Raw genomic sequence first — 25,961 nt, forward strand, 5'->3', positions numbered from 1 at the left:
TTATGTCATATAAACTTGATGGAGCTAAATTTCCCACGCTTGAAGAGCTTGTGGAAGCCCTTTATCCTATTTATTCCGATAAAATGAGCGAGGAAGAATTTAAAAAATACGCAGAAGAAAATGCCGAAAAAGATTAGTTTTTTCTCTTTATAAATCAATAAGGCTTTTTACCTTATATTCGGCAGCCGAAAACATCTTGGTCATATCCGAATAAATACCGGCATAAGAGTTTAAAGATAAAATATTGCATTTATGTACACTATCTTCAGGTCTTTCTTCCCATACAAGTTTAAACAAAATATTTATCAAAGCCAGCCTTTCCGTAGATTCTTTATTAAACCAAAGCTCCCCATTCCACTCGTTCAAACCTAAACAATTTTTAAGTACTTCATCATGTAAACAAAAATCCATAAAGTCCTTAACGCAATCCTTTTTTGAAATCAAATTTTCAAAAAACTTTTTCTCAGTTTCCGCCAAGCAAAATAAGCGGTTTAACAAAAATAAGGTGCTTTTTGAATTTAATTCCGGGACGCCAAAAGAGCAAAGCATTTCGGCAAGAGCAGAATCAAGGCGGCAGGTTTTTATTTTTTCTTTAGGAAAAAATTTAAACAGGGCAGACAATAAAAGGCCTGCCGTATATATGAGTACATCATCTTTTGTGTTAAGAAGCAATGTCTTAAGATCATTTATAAATAAGGTTGTTTCTTCGCTTTTAAGACTTTTATCATTAACATTTCCGTCAATTAAAGGCTCATTTGAACAAAGGCATAAAAAACACTCCATAGAATTTTTTAAACTCAAAGCTTCGGCCTTGTTTTTTTCTTTGAGGCCTTTTAAAGTTTCTTTTTCTTCATCAGAATAAAAGGTCTTAAAAAATATTTCTTCAAAGGCATCAAAGAAATCCGAAAATTTAGGATAAAGTTTCTTCAATATATCTTCAATTGTTTTCTCGTCTTTTTTAGAAGTATCGCAATAATCAGCAATTTGAGGAAAAATTTGTTTAGTGCATAGGTCCTGAACGGTCACGTAGAGAGCCCCGTACTTACATTTATTTATTTCGAATTCAATGTCTTTAAAACCCCGTCCTTCCGCTTTGTGATAGAGTTCCCTATAATAGCCATCATCATCCTTAATCTCATGGATGTTTAAAAATACTTGGCATTGATAACCGTCTAAGGCTGCAAAAAAGCCCTTTTCGGCAAGTTCGGAATTTTTTCTTAAAAAGAATAAGGAAGAACGCTGCTCATAAAACACCGTAAAATAGTACTCTCCCGAATTTAAATTAAGAGCGTTCATAAGATTTTCTTGCCTTAATTCTTTTTCATTTTGTGCATTTTTTACGGCAAAAGCCGCTGAAAGTTTTACCCACCCCGAGGCTCTTTCATAGGCATTATTATAAAATATCAATGAACGCTCTCCGTTAAAATCATTTGACCAAACAAAGACATTTTCGTTTACATTCCCCTCATTCCAAAAATCAAAGAGTCTAAATTTTTCAACGCCCGAAAAAATATGGCGTTTTTTTAAAAGAGGAAATATTTCCTTTTTATGCCTTTCAAGCAGACCGGAGTTTACGGCTTCATCCTTATAAGCTCTTTTATATTCCATCCCGTACTTTTCCGTAAAGCCTTCAAGCTGACCGTGCCCGAACATTGGAAGGCCAGGCATAGCCGACATCATTGTGCAGACGCCGAAGTACTTATCTCCGTCCCCGAATTGGGCTATGGCTGTTTCTTCATCAGGGTTATTCATAAAATTGACATACCGCCTTAATATCTCAGGGTCAAATTCAAGAGTGTTCTTTATGGTTTCCCTGTATTTTGCGTTTTCTTCGTTTTTGAGCATATTCATAAATGCAGAGTTATATACGCGATGCATTCCGAGGGTGCGGACAAAGTAGCCTTCCATCATCCAAAAGGCTTCGGCCAGTAAGAGAGTGTCGGGAGCTTCATTTGCGCAGCGGTCTACAACCTCCCTCCAAAATTCTTCAGGAATTCTTTTTTCAAATTCTTCAATAGAAAGAGCATAGCGGGATCGGCTTGCAATGTCTCCGCCTGAACCGGGAGCCGGGTACCATAGACGGCGAATATGTTTTTTAGCAAGCACCATAGCCGCATCGAAGCGTATGATGGGAAAATTCCTTGCAACATGGAGAATTTTTTGGATAACTTTTTCCCTCGCCTCCTTGTTTAAAAAATCTATTTGAGCCGTATCATTCCATGGGAGGCCTGTGCCGTCATTTCCATGATAGATATAGCGTACATCGCCGGAATAGTTATCGGCGCGTTTAAAAACTACGGCACAATCCGTCTTTGAATAATAACCGCTTTCAAGATAAACACCGGTTCTTCCATCCCGGGAAAGGTTTTCAGTATTGTAATTATAGGCGGGAAAAGGAGAGTCTCTTGTTTGTAAAAAAAGATTCGGCTCTTCCATAATCCATTTGGAGTCAAGCCCCGTATGATTGGGAACCATGTCGGCCGCCATTCTAATTCCGAATTTCCAAGCTCTTTCCCTTAAATTAGCCAGAGCCGGCCAGCCGCCCAATTCTTCTGCAATTTCATAGTCATAAATACTGTAGGCACTGGCGGCCGCATCAGGATTCCCGCAAATTTCTTTAATACGGCGGCTCGCCTCGGAACGCTGCCAAACTCCGATTAACCAAAGTCCCGTTATTCCCGCATCCGCCAAAAATTTGAGCTCGGCATCAGGAATTTGATCTAAGCGGGTAATCGGTGCAGAATATTTTTTGCTTAATTGATCCAGCCAAACCAAGGTACTCTTTGCTATTAAAACCAAATTGGGCATCCAATTTTTATCGGGAGTAAAAGCCTCATACTCTTTTAACAAATTTTCAAAGGTATAGACCGGAACATCAAAGCCTCCCCCTTGGGGCGGTGTCCATCCGCCCTTTTGTTCTTCCCTTATTAAGTCCTCGGCACCCAAAAGTTTAAGCAAAAGATTTTGAGTAAAGCGGCTCCAGTTTTCTTTTACATAGCTAAGCTGCCCTAAAATACTGTCAGGGCAACGGTTGATAGGTTCTTCCAAAAAAGAAAGAATATCAAGGTCTCCTTGTCCTTTTCCAAGTATGGCCCCTATGGGCTTATTTTTTTTGACCATTTTTTTACCGTATCCCAAAAAATACCGTATGAATCTATTGTTTTTAAATTTAAATCATTAAATAAAACATCAAATTGTGCATTTGCAGGATTTCTATTTGCAAGGCATAGTAAAATAAACTCTTCAAAGGCGAGCAGTTTGTTGGGTACATTTGATGAGCCGTCAGTTGATTCAAACCATTCATCTAAGGAGAGCTTATCCGTGTAAACATCCTTTGGAGGAAAATCTTTGCAAAACTCTTTTAATAAAAAATCAAGACTATGAAGATTTTTATTTTTAAATTCTTTTTCGATAAATTCATATCCCTTAACAAAAAAATCGGCATCAACATTTTGACGGTAAAGTCTTAAAACATAATGAAGAACTTCATCCAAAATCCCCATCGCATTTAATTCGCCTGCTTTTAAATGAGCTTGTCCTTCTCCAAAAAGGCCTTTATTTACAAGAGAATTAAAATTAAACACAAAATTATGAACTTCGGAAATGTTTTCAAATATAATATTTCCGCATGAAGAAAAAAGAGCCGACTTTAAATTACACTTTTTGCGGATATCGCCGTTAATATGAAATTCCATTTCTTGAAAAAAAGCATTTAAACTCATAGGTTAAGTATAGCATTAAAAAGTTTAAAACGCAAGTTCTCTTTTTGACAGCCTTGAATACACAGGTTTACGGCAAAAGCATAAAAGAAAGTATGTAACTTTTTATATTTTTATCTATTAAGGTTGATAGCAAATTAAATTGAAATAAAGGCTTTTACTAAAGGCCTTATCTTAAATACCGATAAATTTAGGAGACACTTATTTTTATTTTTGGAGGGGATATGAGTTATAATAGTCAGGCAGCAGCAGCCTATAAAGAAACAAGTGTTAAAACGGCAAGTCCGGGCTCTCTTATTCTTATGCTTTATGCAGAGGGAATAAAAGAGATAAATCTTGCAATTTCTAAGATGAATGTGCCTAAAATTCCTGCAAAAGATATCGAACCCATAAACAACCACATCATTAAAGCCCAAGAGATTATTACAGAGCTTATGGCGGCCTTAGATATGGATATTGGGGGAGAAATAGCGGCAAATCTTCTTTCTATTTACTCGTATTTTAACCAGCAGCTTTTAACCGCAAATTTAAAAAAAGACTACAAACCCTTGTTGGATGTAAGCTCGATGATGCAGGAGCTACATGATGCATGGAAGCAGATTACTGTGTCTCAACCTGTGCCTCAAAGGTCTGAGGTTTCCGTAGGTGTAAACATAGCGGGGTAAAAAACTTATGAAGAAAACATTAAGCCGCCAAGAAATCGATCAGAGGGTTGCTGTTCTTAAAAGGTTTAAGACTCTTTTACAAGAACAAAGAAAAAAATTCAGCGACTATCTTGTTGTCCTTGAAACACAGGAGCGAAGCATACATGAAGATAATATAGATGCCTTGGTGCATCACACGGAGTTGGAACAGTCGATAATTGGGGATATTTTTACAATTCAAAAGGTAATAGACCCGATAGAAGAAATGTACCGATTCGGTATGCCCGATAAGGACGACGCCGAGGTTGTAAGGCTTAAATCGGATCTGAGTAAACTTCAATCCCAAGTCATAGACCAAAATAAAAAGAACAGGGAGCTTTTACAATCCCGAATGACTGATTTGAGGCAAGAAATAATATCCATAAAACCGAACTACAGCTATACATCAAAGGCCTTTGCCAAGCAAGAAGCCGTTTCAGGCTTAGTTGATATAAGCATTTAATTTTTATTTTTCAGGTATTCAATATCTTCCCTTATGGTTGCGGCTCTAAAAGAGTTAGGGGCTTTTTTTAAAGCTGCTTCAAGGTATTCTATTATTTTTTTTGCAGGCGTATTCGGTAAAATAGAGTAAAAATATGCAATATTGCATAATACCCCTTGCTCTTCTTCAGAAGTTAGAAGCCCTGTTTCTAAGGTTTTGTTTAATTCTGCTATTATTTCATTGTGTTTTTGTTGTTTAAACAATGGTTCAATGTTTAGCTGCATTCTCGCAAGTATAAAGGAGCCTAATAGTCCGCTTTCATTTGAAGGATCGCTTTTTATGCCTTCTTCAAAAAGATTTCTGTACTTTTCGGAATCGACAAGATAAATTTTATCAAAAAATGCGTTTATAGCCTTTATTTTTTCAGGGCCGTTCGCTTCATTGATGTTTTTTCGTAAATTTTCTACAGCTTTTCCCTTTTCTTTTAGTTTATTCAAATACTCTAAAAATGAAGAAGAGGATGTAATCTGTTCAGGAATTAGATCCGAATGATAAACGTCTCCGTGTTCATTTATCAAACACAGGTATGGAACTTGAGTAATATTATAATCCGAAAAAAGGACATAATTTTTTTCCAGTTGAACCGAATCGGCTGATTCTTCATCCTTTACTATGTCTACATTGTAAAAAATAAAATCCTTATTTATTTTTGAAAATAAGCTGCCGGTAAAAACGTTTTCTAATAAGTTTTTACTTTGCGGATCGGTATCCGAAGCAGTAAAAAGCATTAGCCCATGTTTTTTTGACAGAGCTATATCTTTTTCGATAGCGGATCCGTCCGTTTTCCAGTCTTTTTGTATGCTTGAACAGCTTGTAAGAAACAGCATAGAAAAAATAAACAGGTAAATTTTCATAATATTGATAGATTTCATATTAACTCCTGCAAAATAAATTTTATTTTAGTATTCTAAACAAACTTAGGATAAAAGGCAAGGCTGTTTTTACCGAAATGTAGAGTAAAAAGCTATATCCTCCGATCTGGAGAATTGAGCCGATTAGTCCTACAAGTTTTTCTTTATTTTTTAATTTATAAAAAAGACCTGTCCTTCCGGCCCATGCTAAATATCCTGATGCTATTATCGGGATACTCATCCCTATAGACATAGCTATTACCGAAAAAATTCCTAAGGCTAAAACATCAAGGCTTACAGCTAAGACCAAAACAAGCATTGCCGCCGGACAAGGATAAATACCGCTTAGTAAAATTGCCCCAAGTTTAAGTTTTTTATTCTCAGAATTTTTTTTGTATTTATATCTTTTAGTGCATCAATTATTCCGCAAAGAGATAGCACTATCAAAATTAAAAAAGAAACTCCCTCCATGTATATCATTGCATCATTTGAACGTGAGAGGATTGCTCCTGAAAGCCCCTTAAAAATAAGCATAAGGACTATTGCGGCACCTCCATGTGCACCTGCCAAAATAAGACCTGTAAAAAGAGGCTCTAAGCTATTTGATTCTTTTGTAATGTAAAACGAAAAGATTACAGTCTTACGGTGTCCCGGCCCTGCTGCATGAACCAAGCCGTATAAGAATGCAATGGCCAATATGGACAATAAAACGTTAAAATTTTTATTTTCTTTCCAATCGTTTATATAATCTCCCAGCTTTTGGTTTAAAATACGCTGACCCTTTAAAATATTTTCCGAAGGTTGTCCTTGATATACAGGCATAGGAGAATTCTTTTTGCCTGTAAAAGGATTTGCAAATAATGAGGTTATATTAACGACAAAAAAAATAATTATCCATCTTTTTTTCATAAGCATTTTCAAACCTAATTCTTACTTCTTTTGGATAATAGGTATTAAGCCCGGGTGCCCATTTATAATATATTCTATTATCGTCCATTGCTCCTAAAGGGTCATAATAAACGGGATAATTTTTATTTTCTATAATCATATATGATGGCTTTACCATAGTTTTGTCATATATGAATTTAACGGCCGCATTTTCAGGATAGGTAATATCGCAAAAAAACGTATAATCATAGCAGGCTAAAAATATTTCCTGCCCCTCAAACCCGCTTAAATCTATAAAAAAGCGGTAACTTAAAATACCCTTATTTTGCCAAACGGAAAAAGAGTCTTTTTCAATATGCTCAGGGGTTACCCGTTTTTCTCCCTGCCTAATGAAGGTAAAATAATAAAAATTTTCAGTGTAGCTAAATGCATTTTCGTAAACATCGGCAGTTTCTTTTGTGCTGAATATTCCGTCGCCATTTAAGTCATAACCGCTTATTACATCTGCACTAAAAAATCTATCAAATGTCCATGTAATATAGGCTCCTTTTATAGCTTTCCTCGAAAAAACTACCTCAAGGGAGCTTGTAAACCACATATGAGGATGAGAAAAGGCCGGAAAGCCTATTAGAAAAATGAATATTATAACCGGTATACTTTTTTTTAATTTTATCAACATAGTTCCGTATCTACAATCCAGTACAAAAATAGAACAAACATTCTTTTGATATGATACAAAAAAGTCCTTGTTTTGTCAAAGGAAATAGTGTATAATATTAGCATGAATAAACGAACGCATGTAGCAGGAACTATTACTTCCTCAAAAGAAGATTATCTTGAACGTATTTATGACTTATCTTTGATTGATGAGCACGTGAGGTCTATTGATGTTGCAAGAGCATTAAACGTTTCGAGGGCAAGTGTTAATAAGTCTCTTGGGGGGCTAAAAGAAGATGGATATATTGAGCAAGAGCCTTATGGAACCATTACTTTAACAAAAAAAGGCAAGGCTATTGCAAAAGATGTCCGTACAAGACACAATGCGCTAAGAGCTTTTTTAACTCAAGTTCTTAAAGTAGATTATGAAATTGCAGATACTGATGCTTGCGAGATGGAACATGCAATAAGTAAGCACACTGCAGATAAACTTTATGCCTATTTAAAAAAGCTGGGTATAACAGAAAAAAATACGGAAAAATAATCTATCTTACCTGCCACTTTCCCCCGATATTGACTATACGTTTTGCAGGGAGAGAAAGGATTCGGCCGTCATCTCCTAAAAGAGAGACCATCCTGTTAAGAAGATTTACTTCGGTAATTTTAAAGATTGTGCCGTCATACGAGAACTTTGCTCCTTCCGGCGGCATCGATCTTCTTGCTTCTGCATACCAATCATATTCGTAAGAGAGACAGCATAATAACCTTCCGCACTGTCCCGATATTTTAGATGAATTCAACGATAGATTTTGCTCTTTCGCCATTTTTATAGAAACAGGCTTGAGTTTATCGGTTACATTATGGCAGCAATAGGGCCTGCCGCAGCAGCCGAGTCCTCCTATAATTCTAGATTCGTCTCTAACACCTATTTGCCTTAACTCAACTCGTATTTTAAAAACGGAAACGAGATCTTTAACCAGCTTTCTAAAATCTATACGGGTGTCGGCACTGAAAAAGAATAATACCTTCGGTTCATCAAGCAAAAAATGACAACCTATAAATTTCATTTCCAAGTTATTTAAGGACACCTTTTCTTTAAAAATCTTGGCAGCTTCTTTTTCTTTTTTATTGTTTTCTTCTAAGATAATCTCTTCTTCAGTATTTATTTTTCGAATAATTTTTACAACCTCGTCAGGATCTGCATTGATGGGAGTTTTGACAAGACCTCCTAATCTTGCTGCATCATTACCATATCGTGTAGGTACAAGAACAAAGTCTCCCGTTTTAAACTCTTGGTGTTCGTCAGCTGTCGCATAAAAGCTTTCTTTTGAGTAATCCAAATTAAGTTCATACAGGGGTTGAGGAAAATCTTTAGGATTTGAGCTCATTTTTACAGGCTTTTGATCCTTATCTTCAAGAGATTCAATATCTTCTATATTTTCATTAATATCATAATCCATTTTTACTCCGCTATGTTGTCAAATTGATTAAAAGGCCTTTTATTTCATCCAGTTTAGCTAAAATTTGTAGTTTTTCAAGTTGATTAAATAAAAGTTCCTGTGTCAGCTTGTCTATTTTTTCATCAATGACTTTTACTATTACATAATTACGCTGTTTTAGAGGATTTAAGCCTCCTGAAGTTACCGCTTTTGCGTCAAGAGAGTGAGAAACGGCAAAACGGACAAATTTTTTAACAGCTTGTTTATATTTGGTAATAGTTTCGGTATTTACATTATCAGCCAGATTTGCCCCGCTTGAATAGACATCGTCTTGTAAAAGAGCCAGAATGTCATCTACGGCCTTTTTTCTTTCTTCAAGATTAAGACCTTCCAGCTTTTTTTCATAATAGAATTCTTCAGATTCTTGAATATTATTATCCAAAATTGTGTCTAAAAAGGATTTTTGCTTTTTTAGCTTGGTATCTTCTGCTTTTCGTGTTTGATTTTTTTGAGTATGCGAATCTTTTGCTATTAAAGGTGCGGCAGTATTAAGAGCGGAAACATAGTTGCTTGTGTCCACAGAGTTTCCCATAATTTAACCTCACCTTGAATGCACAAGAGCAGAAGCCGCAAGGCCCTGTCTGTTTTTATATTCTTTTTCTGCCTTTTCAAATTCATTTTGATTATCTACGGCAAAGCAGTAGCCGTGTAAAAATACATCATCATCAAGGCGTATCTTTTTTGTCAAAACGGAACCTAAAACAAGGCCTGTTGACAATACTACTACGCTTTCCGGGGCTATAACATCGCCCTGAACCATTCCGCCTATGGTTATTGATTTGGCGTGTATGTTGCCCCTGACTCTGGCGTTCTCTGCAATTATAACTCTTCCGGGAGTGTTGATATCTCCGTTTATATCTCCATCTATACGTAAAAAGCCGGGCACACTTAAACTTCCGTTTACGAAAGTTCCCGGGCCTATGATTGTGTTTATGGAAATATCATCAGTAAAATCGGCCATGACTATTTTTTTCTTCCGGTATTTTTTATGTTCAGATATTTCATAGGATCTACAACATCCGAACCTATGTGGACCTCATAGTGCAAATGAGGGCCGGTAGATATGCCTGTATTTCCTATATAACCTATTACTTGACCTTTTTGTACATGCTGCCCTCTTGTAACTCTAAATGAGCTTAGGTGAGCATACCTCGTAAAAAAACCATGCTTATGTTTGATAATAATGTAGTTGCCCCAGCCCGAATCCGTTTCTACTGTAATAACTTGGCCGTCAGCTGTAGCCATAATGGGATCGCCGGAACGGCCTGTTGCAAGGTCTATACCCGTATGAATATACCATTGGCCGGTAAAAGGGTGCCGGTTTTGGCCGAATGCCATCGTGATATGTCCGATACCCCCTTTGATGGGCCAAAGACTGGGAATATCTGAAAATAGGGCTGTTTGAGTGTCCATGAGCTTTGCCATTTCCTGTACAGGCTGAATGGTATCCTGTAAGTAGGCTGAGAATTTTTTTAGCTCATTTACTTCCCTGGCAGTTCCTTGAGCTTGCTCTTGTACGTTAAACAAGAGTGAAAGATCGCTTGAATCATCATTTTCCGCTCCTGTTTCCATAATAGACTGTAAGCCCAATGATGCTAACGTAGAAGAAAGAGTGGATTGAAAATTTTTTGCATTTTTTAAAAAATCATTTGTTTCATTTTTTAAAACATTAAGGCTCGCTTGAGTTTTGCGTGTTTCTTCTTTTAGGTTTGCCAGCTTTTTGGCTGAAGCTATGGATTCGGCTGTAAACCAAAAAAATGAAGCTAAAATACCTAAAAGCAGTACGGATACAAAAATAATCGAAAATATACTTGCCTGAAAATTTACGACCCTTTTTTGAGAGTGCGGAACAACCATTATGGTAAGTTTTTTGCGTCCGCCGTTAATGAACTTCATTACACCCTTAGATACGGCCGCACAGAAAGCTCTAAAAAGCTCATTAAAATACCGTACTAAGTTATTTTCTGCCGTTTTATATGTTCGTGTTTTTGACACTTTAAACCCCTCTTTTGACTATACCATATTAAATAATAACTAAATTAAAATTTCAAAATTATCGGTACTGCCTATATCTTATCGGCGTTTTTAGCTGAATTATTTAGTACACAGCCGACATCCTATTATATAATAAGTAATATTTTTTGTAAAGTCCTAAAATTTATATAAGCTAAATTGTGTACAAAGACTTAAAAATATGGTATAATCCTTTATATTTTATACAAGAAACCTCGGAGTAAATATGGATATAAAAAATATTATAAAAAATCTTCATCCTCTTGAAATTAAGGTGTTAAAAAAATTTAAAAAAGATGAAGACCTTGATACAAAAGCATTGGAGCTGCAATTAGATTATAAAGAAGGACATGCAAATCAGGTGTTTTCATGGCTTAAGATGAAAGAACTTGTTAAAGAAAAAAGCAGAAAAACAAAGATTTTTTTTGAACTTACCGAACTGGGAAAAGATTTTGCGGAAAATGGAATGCCTGAACAACGAATTCTTTCTCTTTTAAAAGAAAAAGGTAAATTACGCCTTCCTGAAATTGCCGAAGCCCTCAATCTTCCCAATAAGGATGTAGGCTCAGCCTTCGGAACCCTTTCAAAAGAAGGGGCCGTTAAAATGGATGAAGAAAAAAGAGCATCTTTCGTTGCAGAGCCTTCTTCCGGCCGCTTAGAATTGCTAAAAAGCTTATTAAAAAAAGGAAAAGAGGCGGCCGATCATCTTCTTTCGGAAGAAAATTTAAATGCCGAAGAATTAAAAATAATAACTACCATTGCAAAAAAACGCGGAGCGGCCGACAGCCCGTATAAAATAGTAGAAAGAGACTCAGTTGTTTACTCTTTTACGGATGAGGTAGAAGCCCTTCAAAGAGAACTTGAAGCGGAGGGTATTACGGGCGACGAAACAGGACAGCTTACTGCCGAGAGCTTAAAAACCGGAAGCTGGAAAAATCAAACATTTAGAAGTTATAATATAAATCTCCCTCCTGCCCGTATAATTTCGGGAAGAACTAACCCCTATTGCGATTTTTTGGAGGGTGTAAAGGATAAACTCGTAGGCTTAGGCTTTGAAGAATTTGACGGCCCGCTCGTAGAAACAGATTTTTGGAATTCGGACGCCCTTTTTATGCCCCAATTCCACGCAGCCCGCGATATTCATGACGTTTACTACATAAAAAATCCTACTCACGCAAAGAGCATTGAAGAACCCTTTTTATCCCGCGTTGCCGAAGTCCACGAGACAGGCGGAAACACAGGAAGCCGAGGCTGGAATTATTCCTTTGACAGAAACTTTACAAAGCGCCTCTTACTCAGAAGCCAAGGAACGGTTCTTTCTGCCCATCAGCTGGCAAAGGCTAAAATACCCGGCAAATATTTCGGCATAGCCCGATGTTTCCGGTATGATAAGGTAGATGCTACCCACTTATCGGACTTTTACCAAACCGAAGGCATTGTTTTAGGCAATGAGGTCAATTTAAAAACCCTTTTAGGAATCCTCAAAATGTTCGCCGTTGAAATAGCCGGTGCTGACGAGGTTAAATATGTCGGCGGTTACTTTCCATTCACCGAACCTTCGATTGAAGTGCATATAAAACATCCCGTTTTAGGCTGGTTCGAGCTTGGCGGCTCAGGCATCCTTCGCCCCGAAGTATCGAGAACAATGGGAGTTGATGTCCCCGTATTGGCTTGGGGGATAGGCATTGACCGAATGGCCCTTATGGCCCTTGGCTTAAACGATTTGAGAGAGCTGTTCAGCTCGGATATTGAGGGAGTCAGGCTCAGAAAGTAAAAAAAAGCCCCATCGGAGGGCGGAATCTTCCGATGGGGATAAAACTTTACCTGATTAAAAAACTGGCCTTACAGTTAAGTTTACTTTTTCTTTGGTATAAAACGTTTTCTTAATTCAGCTGCTTTAGTATATCGTGCAATAGATGTGCCGGGTTTTTTATCCACAATTTGATAATCTAATGCAAGGGCTTCAGTATTAATTTCTGCAAGCATGTCTATAACAGCTCCTGCAGGTATCTGTCTAGTTTTTAATTCATTCTCAAGCGCGTTTATAAACTTTTCATAATGTGCTTTTTGTGCAGTATTCATTTTGAAAGTACAAGAAGTAAATAACAAAGCAGACACTGCCAACAAAAGTACAACTGTAAAAAATTTTTTATTTTTCATAAATACCTCCCAATAATGCGATGTTTTGTACCCTATGTACAAAACTCGTCAGATAAACAGTGAGGCTGAATTTCTGCCGAACTGTTTATCATAACTCCTTATAAAAACTTTTTGCAAGTGTTTATAAGGCCATACTATACTACAATATACATACTGTCAAGAGCCCGCATATTCTCTATATCTTTTTAAAATATATATCCCTTAAATATAGACAAATAATAAAAAACAATTAGAATATAAGTTAGATAAAATTCATTTAGGAGAAAATGTATGGAATGGTGGAATAAAAGGGTTTTTTATCAGATATATCCCAGAAGCTTTTGTGATGCAAACAATGACGGGATGGGGGATATTCAGGGTATTATCTCAAAATTGCCTTATTTAAAGGAACTGGGTATAGGGGCAATTTGGCTTTCTCCCGTAACCGCATCCTCCGATTATGATAACGGCTATGATGTTTCCGATTATTGCGATATCAACCCCAAATTCGGCACAATGGATGACTTTAAGTCTCTATTAAAAGAAGCGGATAAACTGGATATAAAAATTGTGATGGACTTGGTTATAAACCATACAAGCGATCAGCATAGGTGGTTTATCGAATCTAAAAATCCCGAATCTCCCTACCATAATTATTATGTTTGGAAAGAGCCTAGGCTTGTAAAGGGTAAAAAGCTGCCTCCCAATAATTGGGACAGCCTTTTTTTAGGTTCTGCATGGAAGTATTGTGAAGAAAACGGCCTCTATTATCTTCACCTTTTTACCGAAAATCAGCCGGATCTAAACTATAACAATCCCGCGGTTACTGAAGAAGTAAAAAAGATATTGAAGTTTTGGCTGGATATGGGTGTTGCCGGCTTCCGCTGCGATGTTATAAACTGTATTTATAAAACTTCTTACGAAGATGCAAAAAAAAGAAGGATTAAAACAGGCAAGGAGTTTTATCTTTCACAAAAGGGCTGCCACGATATTTTAAAAGAATTGAATAGAGATGTTTTAAAACCGTATAATGCCTTTACTGTGGGAGAAACTATGGATGTTTCTTTAGAAGAAGCCAAAGATTTTATTCAAGACGAATTGACTCTTGTGTTTCCTTTTGAACATCACACGGGGGTAGACTGCTGGTTTCAAATTCCGGTTTTAAAACGGAAATATAAACCTTTCCGGATGATTAAAATTTTAAAAAAATGGCAGACTAAAATGCCTTGGACTCCCCTCTTTTTTGAAAATCACGATCAGGCACGTTCGGTTTCAAGGTTTGGAGATGAAGGAAAATACTATAAAGAAAGCGTCAAAATGCTCGCAACAGTTCTTCTAACCCAAAAAGGAACACCCTTTATTTATCAAGGCGAGGAAATCGGGCTTACCAATACCGATTTTAAGAGCATGGATGAAATTGACGATATAGCCACAAAGAATATTTATGGCACTCTCCGCCGTCTTAAATTCGGTAAAAAACGGGCTTTTAAAATGACTATGAACTACGCCCGGGATCATGCGAGAACTCCCATGCCATGGGATGATTCCGAAAATGGAGGCTTTTGTACCGTAAAGCCTTGGCTGCGTTTGAACGAAAGGTATAAAGAGATAAATGTAAAAAAGAACCTATCCGAGCCTGATTCTTGCTTTAATTATTACAAAAGGCTTATAGCCTTAAGAAATAAGGAAGAAGCCTTGCAAACAGGCGATATAGAATTTGTCGATTTAGGAAAAGATATCTTTGCATATTACCGCAAAAAAGACGATAAAACTTTTTTTATTCTTTCTAATATGTCAGGCAAGGCACAGAAAATAAAAGAAGAGGTTAGAGGTCTCCCGATTCTATTTAATTATAGAAACTTTAATCCTCAACAGAAGATTTTACGTCCCTTTGAGTCTGTAATTACAAGAATTTAAAAAGAATTAAAAAAAATTAAAATTTTACTATAAAAATTAAAAAACCATATAAATAGGTAGGAGGTCTTTTATGAAAAAAAGATTTTTTTTACCTATTTTGTTGGTTTTGAGTTTATTTGCTTCTTGCAGCGGAATGATTGAACAGCCCGGATTTGTTTCAATTTTTTCAGGCCATGATGGGAGTATTATTCTCAAAAATATTGCACAGTCCCAAAATAACGAAATAACCCTTGGATTTGAAGGTCTTGTAAAAAATATACAAGTCTATGCCTTACGTGAAAACACAACCGAAGAAATAGCTTGTACTGTTCAAGAACTTAATACGGAAGAAAATACTACAATTAAAGCGGCAGCTTCAGCAAATGACGAAATTTCTATCTTTAAAATTACACCTCTTTCCTCTTTTGGAATAGGTGAGGCTTTTAAGATTTGCGGAAAGGTAAAGGCCGGCTTAAATGAAGTTCTTGATTTTGAGCTTCCTTTTAAGGGCTCAAACAATAATCCGGCCGAGCTCTCATTTTCTTCCCTAAAGGTAGGTTCTGCATCTAAACCCGGTTTTATAAAATTCAGCGTAAAAAAGAGCGGAAACTTATTTGGAATAAATCTTGTAAATGCGGGGAACTCAAAAGAGCCTGACTATGTTTTTCCTGCTTTTGAGGTTAAAGAAGGAAATACAATCGTGTTCTATTGGTTTTTGCCTCTTGACGGTTCGGAACCTGAGGATGGAGTTTTAGTTTCCGCAGCGGATTGTGATGCCCTCGTCCAGGGAGAAAAGGCTTTTTGTTTTTGGGGTAAATTGCAAAAGTTTCAGCCGAAAAAGACAAATGCTATTATTATCAAGACAGGTCAAGACGGCACCTTACAGGATGCAGTCTTGTTTAGGAATCCTAATGATGAAACTTGGGGAAAAGAAGAAGTTGAACAAGCGGCTTTGGAAGCTGCCGAAGCCGGACTATGGAATCCTGACGGGGATATTTTAAATGCCGTACAAGTCAAGATGACGCCGACAAAGCTGATTAAACGAATTTCACAGGAAACAATAAATCATGATGCAGGAGACTGGGTTTTGCCAAAATAAATTTAAAAAAAAATTACAAAAAATTTACAAGAAAACTTGACGGTTGAATACATGTGTGGTACACTTTTAGTCTGTAGTTTATTAGTGCCTGTCTTGACCTTAAGATACTTTCTTAATTAAGCAATAGATACACAAAAAACTGCAAAGTTTTAAACTTTTATAGTTTTCTTAAAAATGGAGGTTCATTTATGAAAAAGAAAACGTTGGCACTCGGTGTCTTATTGACTGCCTTATTTGTTTTTGTTGCCGGTTGTAACAAAGATACCGAAAATCAAGGAACTGCAAAAGCAGACAAAAAGGGTCCGGCATATCATATTGGAATTATGACCGGAACAGTATCTCAATCCGAAGACGATTTGCGCGGTGCTGAAGAGCTTATCCGGCTTTACGGTTCTGTAAAAGACGGCGGAATGATTCAGCACATAACCTATCCTGATGATTTTATGTCTCAACAGGAGACAACAATCTCTCAGATTGTAGCTCTTTCGGATGATCCTAAAATGAAAGCTATCATTGTAAATCAGGCAATACCCGGAACAGCAGAGGCTTTTAAGCGCGTAAAAGAAAAGAGACCCGATATTCTTTGCTTCGCAGGCGAAGCGCATGAAGACCCGCTTGTAATTGACGCCGCCGCCGATATGGTTGGATCTCAAGACTTTATTTCGAGAGGATATACAATCGCCTGGGCTGCAAAACAAATAGGAGCAAAACATTTTGTACATATTTCTTTCCCCAGACACATGTCATATCAGACCTTAGGTCTACGCCGTCAACTTCTTGAAATTGCTTGTAAAGATTTAGGCATGGAGTTCCATTTTGAAACTGCTCCTGATCCCACAAGCGATGTCGGAACAGCCGGTGCTCAACAATTCATTCTTGAAAAAGTTCCTCAGTGGATTGAAAAATACGGAAAAGAAACCTGTTTTTTCTGTACAAATGATGCTCATACGGAACCATTGTTAAAGCAGCTTTTTGCTTACGGCGGTATGTTTATTGAAGCAGACCTGCCTTCTCCTTTAATGGGCTATCCCGGCGCTTTAGGTATTGATTTATCGGCAGAGCAGGGAGACTTCCAGAAAATATTGAAAAAAGTTGAAGACACTGTTATTGAAAAAGGCGGAAAAGGAAGATTTGGAACTTGGGCCTATTCTTTAGGTTTTACCGTTTCTGCAGGTTTGGGCGAATATGCCAGACGTGTTATTGACGGAGAGGCTCAATTACATAATATGAAGGATTTGTCGGAAGCATTTAATAAATTTACACCGGGAGCAAAATGGAAGAGTACTTCTTATGTTGATGCAAGCACAGGCGTACGATCAAAAAATCATGCTTTGATGTTTATGGATACATATGTTTTCGGCCAAGGTTATCTGCCGTCTACGGCACAGGAAATTCCGGATAAATATTATACCACAAAATTCTCCAACTAAATTGAGAACGAATTGTCGGCTAATTTATTTTAAAGGATTATTTAATTTTCCTTAAACTCGTAACTTAATAGGGGCGGATTAGCTTCGCCCCTTACTTTTTGATTTTAGGACAGAACTGTTATGAATGACAATAAAGATTTTTTGACATTGGAAAATATCACAAAAGATTTTTCCGGAACACAGGTTCTGCAAGGTGTGAATTTCTCGTTAAAAAGAGGGGAAATAATCGGTTTGGTAGGAGAAAACGGGGCCGGTAAAACAACTCTGATGAGCATCTTGTTTGGAATGCCTGTTATTAATGATACAGGAGGATATGGCGGCCGCATTTTGATTGAAGGAAAGGAAGTCAAATTTAAGTCACCTTTTGATGCTTTGGATGCAGGGATCGGAATGGTTCACCAAGAATTTTCATTAATTCCGGGTTTTTCTGCAACGGAAAATATCATGCTTAATAGGGAATTACAGACACCCTCTATTCTTTCGGATTTATTTACTTCCCGATTAAGCTTGCTTAAAAGAAAAGAAATGAATGAAAGAGCTCAAGCCGTTTTAAACGAGCTTGGCGTTTCTATAGATGCACGCACACTAATTTCGGAAATGCCTGTAGGCCATAAGCAATTTACCGAAATTGCACGCGAAATAGACCGAGATAATGTAAAACTTTTGGTTTTAGACGAACCTACAGCCGTTTTAACCGAATCCGAGGCGGATATTCTTTTAGCGGCAGTAAAAAAACTTGCAGATAAAGGAATTGCCGTAATTTTTATTTCGCATAGATTGCAGGAAGTTATAGATACTTGCGATAGGGTTGTAATATTAAGAGACGGAAAAACGATTCAAGATAAGAAAACAAGCGAGATTACAATTCCTGAAATTGCAGCAGGTATGGTAGGCCGTGAAATTTCCAATACGGAAAAAAAAGACAAGAAAAAAAAGATTGGGCCCGTAGTCTTTGATGTAAAACACCTTTGGGTTGATATGCCGGGAGAGCTTGTCCGAAATGTTAACTTTTCGGTTAAAGAAGGCGAAATTTTCGGTATCGGAGGTCTTGCAGGTCAAGGAAAGGTCGGTATTCCAAACGGAATTATGGGTATCTTTCCGGCCGGAGGAACCGTAACCTTTAAAGGAAAGGAGCTTACTCTAAATAATACTAAGCAAGCCTTACAGGATGGTTTAGCTTTTGTTTCTGAAGACAGACGGGGTGTAGGTCTTCTTCTTGATGAAAGCCTTGAGTGGAATATCGCTTTTACGGCTATTCAATCTAAGAGAGAATATCTAAAAAGCTATCTAGGCGGGCTTCTTAAAATAAGAGATGAAAAAGCTATGAAGGAGCTTTCGAATAAGTACATAGATATGCTTCAAATACGGTGTACCGGAAGTCAGCAAAAAGCCAGAGAACTTTCGGGCGGAAACCAGCAAAAAATATGTTTGGCTAAGGCTTTTTGTCTTAATCCTGAAATTCTTTTTGTAGCAGAACCCACGCGAGGTATTGATGTAGGTGCAAAGGCCCTTGTTTTGGATGCTTTGAGAAAAATAAATGAGGAACTTGGTACCACAATTATTATGATTTCAAGTGAGTTGGAAGAGCTGCGCTCTATCTGCGACAGGATCGCAATTGTTTTCCACGGAGAGATTTCAGGAATTTTGCCGCCGGAAGAACAGCCGGCTGAATTTGCTTTATATATGGCGGGGATAAAATAGTATGGAAAAATTTAAAAAAATACTTGCGGATTTCGGTATACCGAGAATAATTATTCTATTATTTCTTCTCAGCCTTTTTATAATTGCCCCCTTTGTTAAGGTAAGCATTGGCGCTTCTCTTTCGGATGTTGCAAACCGTTTCGGGATGAATGCCTTGATGGTTTTGGCTATGGTTCCAATGATTCAAACAGGCTGCGGTTTAAACTTCGGCCTTTCATTAGGAGTTTTGGGCGGGCTTTTAGGTTCTACTTTAGCAATGCAGTTCGGGCTTGTCGGTATTGTAGGCTTTTTTACTGCCGTGCTTTTAACAATTATTTTTTCCGGAATAATAGGCTTAGGTTATAGTCAGGTATTGAATAGGGTCAAGGGAGAAGAGATGACAATAGCTATGTATATAGGTTTTGCATCGGTTACCTTTATGGCTATTTTGTGGATAGTGCTTCCTTATTCAAACCCGAGCATGGTTTGGGCTTATTCGGGACAGGGCTTGCGTACTACAATAACTCTTGAAGGATATTGGGTCAATATTTTAAATAATTTTTTAGCTATTAAAATAGGATCCTTCAAATTCCCCACCGGTGTAATATTATTCTGTGCAGTATGTATGCTCTTAATGAAGCTTTTTATGAAAACGCGCACTGGTACGGCATTGACGGCTGTCGGTTCAAATCCGGATTTTGCAAGAGCAAGCGGAGTAAGCATAAACAGGGCACGAACTATAAGCATAATTCTTTCTACAATATGCGGCGGAATAGGAATCTTATTGTACCAACAAAGTTTCGGGTTTATTCAGCTTTATAAGGCCCCGCTTTTTATGGCCTTTCCCGCAGTAGCCGCTATTCTTATAGGCGGAGCTTCGGTAAATAAGGCTTCAATTTTAAATGTCGTCATAGGTACGATTCTTTTTCAGGGAATTTTATCGATGACGCCTTCAGTTATAAACAGTATTTTGCAGACCGATATGTCCGAGGTTATCCGAATTGTGCTTTCAAACGGTATGATTTTATATGCTCTGACAAGAAAAACACAAAAGACGAGGTAATTGATTATGAATAAAATAACGGAAACATTGAATAGAAAATTAAAGAAATTTTCGGTACTCGATTTTTTGGCTGATAATCTTGTTTCGCTTCTTTTCTTATTGATTTCTTTTGTGGCTATTCCCGTATCGGGACTTTCGGCCCATCATATTATCGGTGAGATTTTAACTCGAATAGGAAGAAACTCCTTTTTGGTCTTTTCCCTTATTTTGCCTATCATGGCGGGTATGGGTATAAACTTCGGTATGGTCTTAGGAGCCATGGCAGGACAAATAGGCTTAATCTTTGCAATGGACTGGGGTATCGGCGGTATTTACGGCTTGGTTTTTGCAGCCTTGATAGGGATGCCTCTTTCAGTACTGCTCGGTTGGGTTGCCGGCTCAATATTAAACAAAGCAAGAGGCCGTGAGATGGTAACAAGTTATATCTTGGGATTTTTCTTTAACGGTGTATATCAGTTCTTTGTTTTGTACCTCATGGGTTCTATTATACCGATGCACAATAAAGCTATAAAACTTTCGCGAGGTTTCGGCGTGCGCAATACTCTTGAGCTTGCTCCTGTAAGGCAAGTATTGGACACGACTTTCTCATTCAATATAGCGGGGTTACGTATACCTGTTTTGTCCTATCTCATTATTATTGCTCTTTGTTTATTTATCGTATGGTTTAGAAAAACAAAGCTGGGACAAGATATGAGGGCAATCGGTCAAAATCAATCGGTTTCAAATTCGGCCGGTATTGCGGTTGAGCATACAAGGATTATTTCGATTATAATTTCTACTGTATTGGCTTGTATAGGGCAGATTATATTCTTGCAGAATATGGGAAATATGAGTACATACAACGCACACGATCAGACAGGTTTCTTTGCTGCAGCTGCCATCTTGGTCGGAGGCGCTTCTGTCAGCAGGGTAAGCATAAAAAACGTCTTTATAGGCGTTGTTCTTCTTCACTTCTTGTACATTGTTACCCCTATGGCAGGTCAACAGCTTCTTGGTTCTGCAATGATAGGAGAGTATTTTAGAGACTTTGCCGGTTATGCGGCAATAGCCCTTTCATTGGTGCTCTATGCTGCAAGAAATCAACGAAACGCAGAGAAAAAGCGTTCCGAATTGCGTTTGCAAGCTGAAGGAGGAAAAAAATGAGAATACAATCGAAAAAAACAGTCCTGGCAATAAGAATCATTTTGCCTATTCTTTATATTTTGCTGCTTATACTTATGTTTACTATGGGCAGAACTCATGCTGTCTTATTTGAAAATAAAAAAGCTGAAGACGGCAGCTTTAAGGCTTTCGATGTAATTGAGGTCAGCTTTAACGGACAAGAACCTTCGGAACTTTTTAAGGGTGAGAGGGATCAAATCCTTTTGAGGGGCCAAAAGCACAAGGTCGTTATAAAATTTGCTGACGGCCGTGATGATTTTATTGGGGAATTTAGGATACCTCTTTTTCAGGATACGGTATTGCTGTCCCTTCCGGCCTTGGTAGAAAATTTGCCTTCGGCGGTAACTCCCTTTGAGTTATATACCGAACCTACAAAAGAATAGGGCTTTAAATTATTTTACATCAAATCAACCGCCTTGTAAAACAATTAAGTTTTTCGAGGCGGTTTTTGTTATATATGAAATATTGATAACTAAATATGTAGAACATTCCCCTCTTTTTATGCTATAATTATCGCTAGGAGGCTTAATATGGACTTTGATTTATCACGAAAAATACCTATCGGAATCCAAAGTTTTGAAAAGATGAGGAATGATAAATATTTATATATAGATAAAACTAAATATGTGTATAACCTTGTACGCACTTCCTCTCCATACTTTTTAAGCCGCCCGCGCAGGTTCGGCAAAAGCCTTTTTCTTTCGACGCTCAAGGCCTACTTTTTAGGCCAAAAGGAGCTTTTTAAGGGTTTATATATTGAAAAAGCTGAAGAAAAAAGAGCCGAAATAGAAAAAACAGAGGCTTGGGTAGAATATCCTGTTTTTTACTTGGATTTTAATGTGGGACAGTATGAATTGAAAGAAGCCTTAGCTGAAAGTTTAGACTATTTTTTAAAAAAGCAAGAAAAAATATATGGACTAACAAATGAAGGAGATTCTTTTGGGAAACGTTTTCAGTCACTTATAGAAGCGGCCTACAATAAGACCGGCAAGCAAGCCGTCATCCTTGTAGACGAATATGATAAGCCCCTGTTACAGACTATGGGAGTAAACGAAGCACTAAACGAAGAATACCGGAACACCCTCAAGGCCTTTTATTCGGTGATAAAAACTTGCGACCAATATATCCGATTTGCCTTTTTGACCGGTGTAACAAAGTTCAGTAAGGTAAGTATCTTCAGCGATTTAAATAATTTGCAAGATATAAGCATGCTGAATGACTATGCCGAAGTCTGCGGTCTAACTCAAGACGAGATAGAAAATACTTTTAAGCCTGAAATAGAAAGGTTAGCAGGTAACATCAAGAATAGCTATGATAAAATGATTGAAGAGCTAAAAAAGAGGTATGACGGATATAAGTTCAGTGTTTTAGGGGAATCCGTTTATAATCCTTTTAGTATCTTAAGCACACTTAATGCGGGAGAATTAAAAAACTATTGGTTTGCTACAGGAACACCGACCTTTTTAGTAAATTACTTAAAAGATGCTCATTATAATGTACCTAACTTAGACGGTAATGTAGAATTAAATGAAGCAGGTATAGAACTATATAGAGCAGATGCAAAAAATCCTTTGCCGATACTTTTTCAATCGGGATATTTAACGATAAAAGAATACATAGAAGAAGGTAATCTATATAGGTTAGGTTTTCCTAATGATGAGGTGAGGTATGGTTTTTTAGAAAATCTTTTGCCGGCCTATTGTTCACTTAGACCTGATGAGACAGGAGTTTCGATATGGGAGTTTGTAGAAGATGTAAGGGCGGGAAAGGTAGATGAGTTTATGGAAAGGATGCAGGCGATAATAGCGGGAGTGCCTTATGATAACTTACCTAAGGATAAGCTTAAACTTAGGGAGCAAAACTATCAGACTGCCGTTTATTTAATCTTTAAGTTAATGGGACAATTTGTGCAGACTGAAATATACTGTTTAAAAGGCAGGGCTGACTGTATAGTGCAAACAAAAGATTCAATATATATCTTTGAGTTTAAACTTATGAGTGCAGGCAGTGCCGAAGACGCGATAGCTCAAATAAAAGAGAAGGGCTATGCAGATCAATTTAAGACTATGGGTAAAAAGATAATCCTTATAGGTTCGAGCTTTGATGAAGAGGAGCGGACTATCGGAGATTGGAAGACGGAAGAGCTTTAAACTATTAAAAAACTGCAATGTAATATGGAAAATTTATAGAAAAGTCGTAGAACCAAAAAAAGCTGCCCAAGCGTATTGATTCTTGGGCAGCTTTTTAAATTATCGGTTTAAAGTAAAAAAACTTATTTTGCCTTTAGGTACTCATTTATTGCAGCAGCGGCTTTTCGTCCTTCACCCATTGCAAGGATGACTGTTGCAGCACCTAAAACGATGTCTCCTCCTGCCCAAACGCCCTCAATTGAGGTTTTTTGGCTTTCATCGACAACGATATTTCCCTTCTTAGTAACTTCCAAGCCATGACTTGTTTGAGCCATAAGGGGATTGGAGTCATTTCCGAGGGCAACGATTACGGCATCTACTTTTATTTGGTGTTCGGTACCGGGTTTTGCCACAGGCTTTCTTCTGCCGGAATCATCGGGTTCGCCTAATTCATAGTCTAAGACTTCTATTGCACAAACTTTGCCTTCTTCATTTCCTATTATTTTTGTCGGATTTTGAAGAAAGCAGAATTCTACGCCTTCTTCTTCGGCATGGGCGACTTCTTCGATTCGGGCGGGCATTTCAGCACGGGTTCGGCGGTAAATACAGTAGACTTTTTTACAGCCGAGTCTATAGCCCATCCTGGCAGCGTCCATAGCTACGTTTCCGCCTCCGATTACGGCCAAAGTTTCAGCCTGATAAAGAGGAGTATCGGAGTGTACCGCATCATAGGCCTTCATAAGATTGGCCCTTGTCAAATACTCGTTCGCACTAAAAACACCGATTAGGTTCTCACCTTCAATTCCCATAAATTTAGGAAGACCTGCACCCGTTCCGATAAAGGCGGCATCATATCCGTCTTCTTTTAAGAGCTGCTCGAGGGTTTCAGTTCTTCCTACCAAGAAATTAGTTTTAAACTCTACTCCCATCTTTTCAAGGTTTTCGACTTCTTTTGCAACAATTTCTTTAGGCAAACGGAATTCGGGAATACCGTAAACCATAACGCCGCCTGTTTTATGGAAAGCTTCAAAGACGGTTACCGAATGTCCTTCCCTGCGGACATCAGCTGCAACGGTCAAACCTGCGGGTCCTGAACCGATGATGGCAACTTTTTTTCCGGTTTCTGGGGCAACAGGAGGAACGGTAATCTTATTATTGTTTCTTTCCCAGTCTGCAACAAAGCGTTCAAGACGGCCGATGGCAACGGCCTGTTCGGGGGATTTGAGCATCTTACCTACTGTACAAAAGGCTTGGCACTGTTTTTCTTGAGGACAAACGCGTCCGCAAATTGCGGGTAAGAGGTTTGTTGTTTTTATGATGTCAACCGCCTTTTTATAGTCGCCTTTTTGAATTTCAGCAATAAATTCCGGAATCGGTACGCCTACGGGACAGCCTTTAACGCAGGGCTTGTTTTTGCAGTTTAAGCATCTTTCTGCCTCAATGCGGGCCTGCTCATCGGTGTAGCCCATAGCAACCTCATTCATCAAAGAAGCCCTTTTGTGAGGATCGAGGGTAGGCATTTCTTGAATCGGAATCTGTGTTCTTTCCTTTGGGGTTAAGGTTTTACCCTTTAAATCGGCCCAAAGCTGTTTAGCTCGAGCTGAAAGCTCTTCATGGCTTATGTGTTCATTACATTCTTTATTTGTATTTTCCATATTTTTCCCGCTCCTTAATTAAAAATACCGGACTTGCACTTATGCCTATCCTGATCTTCGCGTCCGCGGAAGGCCTTCATTCTCATCATCATATTATCGAAATCGACCTTGTGGGCATCGAATTCCGGCCCATCAACGCAGACAAATTTTATCTGATTGTCTACGGTTACACGGCAGCCTCCGCACATTCCCGTACCGTCAATCATAATCGTATTAAGCGAAACCGTTGTTTTTATTCCGAAGGGACGGGTAGTTTCTGCGCAGAATTTCATCATTATGGGCGGGCCTATTGCAAAAACTTCATCGGGAGGAGTTTGACTTTCACAGAGCTCTTTTAAGGGCACCGTTACAAGGGCTTTTCTTCCGTAAGAACCGTCGTCAGTGGTGATAATGAGCTCATCGGCAATAGCCTTCATTTCATCTTCAAAAACAATTAAGTCTTTATTTCTAGCACCAATAATAACTATAAGCTTGTTTCCTGCTTTTTTAAAGGCTTGCGCTATCGGGTACATGGGAGCGACACCAATACCTCCGCAGACACAGGCTACAGTCCCGCATTTTGTTATGTGGGAGGGGCGCCCAAGAGGGCCTAAAATCGCAGCGATGGAATCACCTACGTTTTTATTGCAAAGTTTGATGGTTGTGGCCCCTACAGCCTGAATAACGAGGGCAACCCAGCCTTCTTCGGCATTTGCATCGGCAATCGTGAGTGGGACTCTTTCGCCGAAGTTGGTATCTATTTGAACGATTACAAACTGACCCGGATGCCTGTTTTTTGCAATTTCCGGTGCTTCAACGCGCAAATAAAAAACCTCAGGCGAATATTGCCGTTTTTCAAGTATTTTGTGCATAATCATACTCCTCAAGGTTTATATTCTATAAAAAAATAATGATTTA

The 25,961-nt window shown here is 38.0% G+C and carries 24 protein-coding genes and 1 pseudogene; 13 read left to right on the forward strand and 12 right to left on the reverse strand.

The annotated features are described in order from the left end of the window. The first annotated feature begins 2 nt into the window (after positions 1-2). Complete coding sequence (locus JO40_RS15015; protein ID WP_002673521.1) at positions 3-137, forward strand: hypothetical protein; 135 nt, start codon at positions 3-5, stop codon at positions 135-137. Between the two features lie 10 nt (positions 138-147). Here JO40_RS15015 and JO40_RS03355 read toward each other — a convergent pair. Then, positions 148-3,722 (reverse strand): annotated as a pseudogene (locus tag JO40_RS03355) (alpha-amylase family glycosyl hydrolase). A 221-nt stretch (positions 3,723-3,943) separates the two neighbouring features. Between JO40_RS03355 and fliS the strand changes: the two are divergent. Together fliS and JO40_RS03365 are read left to right on the forward strand one after the other, a co-directional pair. Then, positions 3,944-4,384, forward strand: coding sequence for a flagellar export chaperone FliS (gene fliS / locus JO40_RS03360; RefSeq protein ID WP_044977960.1), 441 nt, complete (start codon positions 3,944-3,946; stop codon positions 4,382-4,384). Between the two features lie 7 nt (positions 4,385-4,391). Next, complete coding sequence (locus JO40_RS03365; protein ID WP_044977964.1) at positions 4,392-4,865, forward strand: hypothetical protein; 474 nt, start codon at positions 4,392-4,394, stop codon at positions 4,863-4,865. On the opposite strand, the gene JO40_RS03370 is transcribed toward JO40_RS03365, so the two are convergent. Genes JO40_RS03370 through JO40_RS03380 form a run of 4 tightly spaced genes read right to left on the reverse strand, consistent with a single transcriptional unit; the run spans position 4,862 to position 7,322 of the window. Continuing rightward, positions 4,862-5,776: a hypothetical protein gene (locus JO40_RS03370; RefSeq protein ID WP_044977967.1), complete on the reverse strand. Its 915-nt coding sequence runs from the start codon at positions 5,774-5,776 to the stop codon at positions 4,862-4,864. The genes JO40_RS03365 and JO40_RS03370 overlap by 4 nt on opposite strands. 22 nt (positions 5,777-5,798) lie before the next feature. Further along, entirely contained in the window at positions 5,799-6,074 is a 276-nt protein-coding gene (locus tag JO40_RS14415; protein ID WP_245608984.1) for a hypothetical protein, read from the reverse strand. 26 nt (positions 6,075-6,100) lie between these two features. Continuing rightward, the gene (locus tag JO40_RS03375) at positions 6,101-6,664 is read right to left on the reverse strand and encodes a HoxN/HupN/NixA family nickel/cobalt transporter (protein WP_245608985.1); all 564 of its coding nucleotides are present in this window, start codon (positions 6,662-6,664) and stop codon (positions 6,101-6,103) included. Beyond that, the gene (locus tag JO40_RS03380) at positions 6,627-7,322 is read right to left on the reverse strand and encodes a DUF1007 family protein (RefSeq protein ID WP_044977970.1); all 696 of its coding nucleotides are present in this window, start codon (positions 7,320-7,322) and stop codon (positions 6,627-6,629) included. The genes JO40_RS03375 and JO40_RS03380 overlap by 38 nt, the downstream gene beginning before the upstream one ends. Before the next feature lie 102 nt (positions 7,323-7,424). Between JO40_RS03380 and JO40_RS03385 the strand changes: the two genes are divergently transcribed. Next, positions 7,425-7,844 (forward strand): metal-dependent transcriptional regulator, encoded by a 420-nt coding sequence (locus JO40_RS03385; RefSeq protein WP_044977971.1) that lies wholly within the window; start codon positions 7,425-7,427, stop codon positions 7,842-7,844. 1 nt (position 7,845) lies between these two features. Here JO40_RS03385 and JO40_RS03390 read toward each other — a convergent pair whose 3' ends face one another. The 4 genes from JO40_RS03390 to JO40_RS03405 are packed head-to-tail and all read right to left on the reverse strand — an operon-like array spanning position 7,846 to position 10,794. Continuing rightward, positions 7,846-8,760 (reverse strand): PSP1 domain-containing protein, encoded by a 915-nt coding sequence (locus JO40_RS03390; RefSeq protein ID WP_044977973.1) that lies wholly within the window; start codon positions 8,758-8,760, stop codon positions 7,846-7,848. Positions 8,761-8,770: 10 nt separating this feature from the next. Then, positions 8,771-9,331 carry a YaaR family protein gene (locus JO40_RS03395; protein ID WP_044977974.1) on the reverse strand — a complete coding sequence of 187 codons (561 nt, stop codon included), beginning with the start codon at positions 9,329-9,331 and terminating at the stop codon, positions 8,771-8,773. A 9-nt stretch (positions 9,332-9,340) separates the two neighbouring features. Beyond that, positions 9,341-9,760 carry a bactofilin family protein gene (locus tag JO40_RS03400; RefSeq protein ID WP_044977981.1) on the reverse strand — a complete coding sequence of 140 codons (420 nt, stop codon included), beginning with the start codon at positions 9,758-9,760 and terminating at the stop codon, positions 9,341-9,343. A gap of 2 nt (positions 9,761-9,762) precedes the next feature. After that, a complete protein-coding gene (locus tag JO40_RS03405; protein WP_044977983.1) occupies positions 9,763-10,794 on the reverse strand; it encodes a M23 family metallopeptidase in 1,032 nt (343 codons plus the stop codon). Between the two features lie 244 nt (positions 10,795-11,038). Here JO40_RS03405 and pheS point away from each other — a divergent pair, with 244 nt between their 5' ends. Beyond that, complete coding sequence (gene pheS / locus JO40_RS03410) at positions 11,039-12,586, forward strand: phenylalanine--tRNA ligase subunit alpha (protein WP_044977985.1); 1,548 nt, start codon at positions 11,039-11,041, stop codon at positions 12,584-12,586. Positions 12,587-12,666: 80 nt separating this feature from the next. Here the strand turns inward: pheS and JO40_RS03415 are convergent, their stop codons facing one another. Further along, on the reverse strand, positions 12,667-12,972 hold the full coding sequence (locus JO40_RS03415) for a hypothetical protein (protein ID WP_044977987.1): 306 nt from the start codon (positions 12,970-12,972) through the stop codon (positions 12,667-12,669). Between the two features lie 270 nt (positions 12,973-13,242). Here JO40_RS03415 and JO40_RS03420 point away from each other — a divergent pair, with 270 nt between their 5' ends. From JO40_RS03420 to JO40_RS03455, 8 genes are all read left to right on the forward strand, one after another. Further along, positions 13,243-14,868, forward strand: a complete 1,626-nt coding sequence (locus JO40_RS03420) for an alpha-glucosidase (protein ID WP_044977989.1) — start codon at positions 13,243-13,245, stop codon at positions 14,866-14,868. A gap of 70 nt (positions 14,869-14,938) precedes the next feature. Then, positions 14,939-15,946, forward strand: coding sequence for a lipoprotein TP_1001-related protein (locus JO40_RS03425; RefSeq protein WP_044977993.1), 1,008 nt, complete (start codon positions 14,939-14,941; stop codon positions 15,944-15,946). 188 nt (positions 15,947-16,134) lie between these two features. After that, positions 16,135-17,376 carry a DUF3798 domain-containing protein gene (locus tag JO40_RS03430; protein ID WP_044977995.1) on the forward strand — a complete coding sequence of 414 codons (1,242 nt, stop codon included), beginning with the start codon at positions 16,135-16,137 and terminating at the stop codon, positions 17,374-17,376. A gap of 120 nt (positions 17,377-17,496) precedes the next feature. Continuing rightward, on the forward strand, positions 17,497-19,077 hold the full coding sequence (locus tag JO40_RS03435; protein ID WP_044977998.1) for a sugar ABC transporter ATP-binding protein: 1,581 nt from the start codon (positions 17,497-17,499) through the stop codon (positions 19,075-19,077). Between the two features lies 1 nt (position 19,078). Then, positions 19,079-20,119 (forward strand): ABC transporter permease subunit, encoded by a 1,041-nt coding sequence (locus tag JO40_RS03440; RefSeq protein WP_044978000.1) that lies wholly within the window; start codon positions 19,079-19,081, stop codon positions 20,117-20,119. Between the two features lie 6 nt (positions 20,120-20,125). Further along, the gene (locus JO40_RS03445) at positions 20,126-21,262 is read left to right on the forward strand and encodes an ABC transporter permease subunit (protein WP_044978002.1); all 1,137 of its coding nucleotides are present in this window, start codon (positions 20,126-20,128) and stop codon (positions 21,260-21,262) included. After that, positions 21,259-21,663, forward strand: coding sequence for a DUF6672 family protein (locus JO40_RS03450; RefSeq protein WP_044978004.1), 405 nt, complete (start codon positions 21,259-21,261; stop codon positions 21,661-21,663). The genes JO40_RS03445 and JO40_RS03450 overlap by 4 nt, the downstream gene beginning before the upstream one ends. Positions 21,664-21,810: 147 nt before the next feature. Further along, positions 21,811-23,430, forward strand: coding sequence for an ATP-binding protein (locus JO40_RS03455; protein WP_044978006.1), 1,620 nt, complete (start codon positions 21,811-21,813; stop codon positions 23,428-23,430). Positions 23,431-23,552: 122 nt separating this feature from the next. Here JO40_RS03455 and gltA read toward each other — a convergent pair whose 3' ends face one another. Both gltA and JO40_RS03465 read right to left on the reverse strand, forming a co-directional pair. Next, on the reverse strand, positions 23,553-25,064 hold the full coding sequence (gene gltA, locus JO40_RS03460) for an NADPH-dependent glutamate synthase (protein WP_044978007.1): 1,512 nt from the start codon (positions 25,062-25,064) through the stop codon (positions 23,553-23,555). Positions 25,065-25,078: 14 nt separating this feature from the next. Then, the gene (locus JO40_RS03465; RefSeq protein WP_044978009.1) at positions 25,079-25,915 is read right to left on the reverse strand and encodes a sulfide/dihydroorotate dehydrogenase-like FAD/NAD-binding protein; all 837 of its coding nucleotides are present in this window, start codon (positions 25,913-25,915) and stop codon (positions 25,079-25,081) included. Positions 25,916-25,961 lie beyond the last annotated feature (46 nt).

The sequence above is a fragment of the Treponema putidum genome, assembly GCF_000755145.1.
GTDB classification, from domain to species: domain Bacteria; phylum Spirochaetota; class Spirochaetia; order Treponematales; family Treponemataceae; genus Treponema_B; species Treponema_B putidum.

What these genes read in the sequence shown, in the direction of transcription:
- JO40_RS15015 (WP_002673521.1), top strand. Translation starts at nt 3, where the DNA reads ATGTCATATAAACTTGATGGAGCTAAATTTCCCACGCTTGAAGAGCTT.
- fliS (WP_044977960.1), top strand. Translation starts at nt 3,944, where the DNA reads ATGAGTTATAATAGTCAGGCAGCAGCAGCCTATAAAGAAACAAGTGTT.
- JO40_RS03365 (WP_044977964.1), top strand. Translation starts at nt 4,392, where the DNA reads ATGAAGAAAACATTAAGCCGCCAAGAAATCGATCAGAGGGTTGCTGTT.
- JO40_RS03370 (WP_044977967.1), bottom strand. Translation starts at nt 5,776, where the DNA reads ATGAAATCTATCAATATTATGAAAATTTACCTGTTTATTTTTTCTATG.
- JO40_RS14415 (WP_245608984.1), bottom strand. Translation starts at nt 6,074, where the DNA reads ATGCTTGTTTTGGTCTTAGCTGTAAGCCTTGATGTTTTAGCCTTAGGA.
- JO40_RS03375 (WP_245608985.1), bottom strand. Translation starts at nt 6,664, where the DNA reads ATGAAAAAAAGATGGATAATTATTTTTTTTGTCGTTAATATAACCTCA.
- JO40_RS03380 (WP_044977970.1), bottom strand. Translation starts at nt 7,322, where the DNA reads ATGTTGATAAAATTAAAAAAAAGTATACCGGTTATAATATTCATTTTT.
- JO40_RS03385 (WP_044977971.1), top strand. Translation starts at nt 7,425, where the DNA reads ATGAATAAACGAACGCATGTAGCAGGAACTATTACTTCCTCAAAAGAA.
- JO40_RS03390 (WP_044977973.1), bottom strand. Translation starts at nt 8,760, where the DNA reads ATGGATTATGATATTAATGAAAATATAGAAGATATTGAATCTCTTGAA.
- JO40_RS03395 (WP_044977974.1), bottom strand. Translation starts at nt 9,331, where the DNA reads ATGGGAAACTCTGTGGACACAAGCAACTATGTTTCCGCTCTTAATACT.
- JO40_RS03400 (WP_044977981.1), bottom strand. Translation starts at nt 9,760, where the DNA reads ATGGCCGATTTTACTGATGATATTTCCATAAACACAATCATAGGCCCG.
- pheS (WP_044977985.1), top strand. Translation starts at nt 11,039, where the DNA reads ATGGATATAAAAAATATTATAAAAAATCTTCATCCTCTTGAAATTAAG.
- JO40_RS03415 (WP_044977987.1), bottom strand. Translation starts at nt 12,972, where the DNA reads ATGAAAAATAAAAAATTTTTTACAGTTGTACTTTTGTTGGCAGTGTCT.
- JO40_RS03420 (WP_044977989.1), top strand. Translation starts at nt 13,243, where the DNA reads ATGGAATGGTGGAATAAAAGGGTTTTTTATCAGATATATCCCAGAAGC.
- JO40_RS03425 (WP_044977993.1), top strand. Translation starts at nt 14,939, where the DNA reads ATGAAAAAAAGATTTTTTTTACCTATTTTGTTGGTTTTGAGTTTATTT.
- JO40_RS03430 (WP_044977995.1), top strand. Translation starts at nt 16,135, where the DNA reads ATGAAAAAGAAAACGTTGGCACTCGGTGTCTTATTGACTGCCTTATTT.
- JO40_RS03435 (WP_044977998.1), top strand. Translation starts at nt 17,497, where the DNA reads ATGAATGACAATAAAGATTTTTTGACATTGGAAAATATCACAAAAGAT.
- JO40_RS03440 (WP_044978000.1), top strand. Translation starts at nt 19,079, where the DNA reads ATGGAAAAATTTAAAAAAATACTTGCGGATTTCGGTATACCGAGAATA.
- JO40_RS03445 (WP_044978002.1), top strand. Translation starts at nt 20,126, where the DNA reads ATGAATAAAATAACGGAAACATTGAATAGAAAATTAAAGAAATTTTCG.
- JO40_RS03450 (WP_044978004.1), top strand. Translation starts at nt 21,259, where the DNA reads ATGAGAATACAATCGAAAAAAACAGTCCTGGCAATAAGAATCATTTTG.
- JO40_RS03455 (WP_044978006.1), top strand. Translation starts at nt 21,811, where the DNA reads ATGGACTTTGATTTATCACGAAAAATACCTATCGGAATCCAAAGTTTT.
- gltA (WP_044978007.1), bottom strand. Translation starts at nt 25,064, where the DNA reads ATGGAAAATACAAATAAAGAATGTAATGAACACATAAGCCATGAAGAG.
- JO40_RS03465 (WP_044978009.1), bottom strand. Translation starts at nt 25,915, where the DNA reads ATGCACAAAATACTTGAAAAACGGCAATATTCGCCTGAGGTTTTTTAT.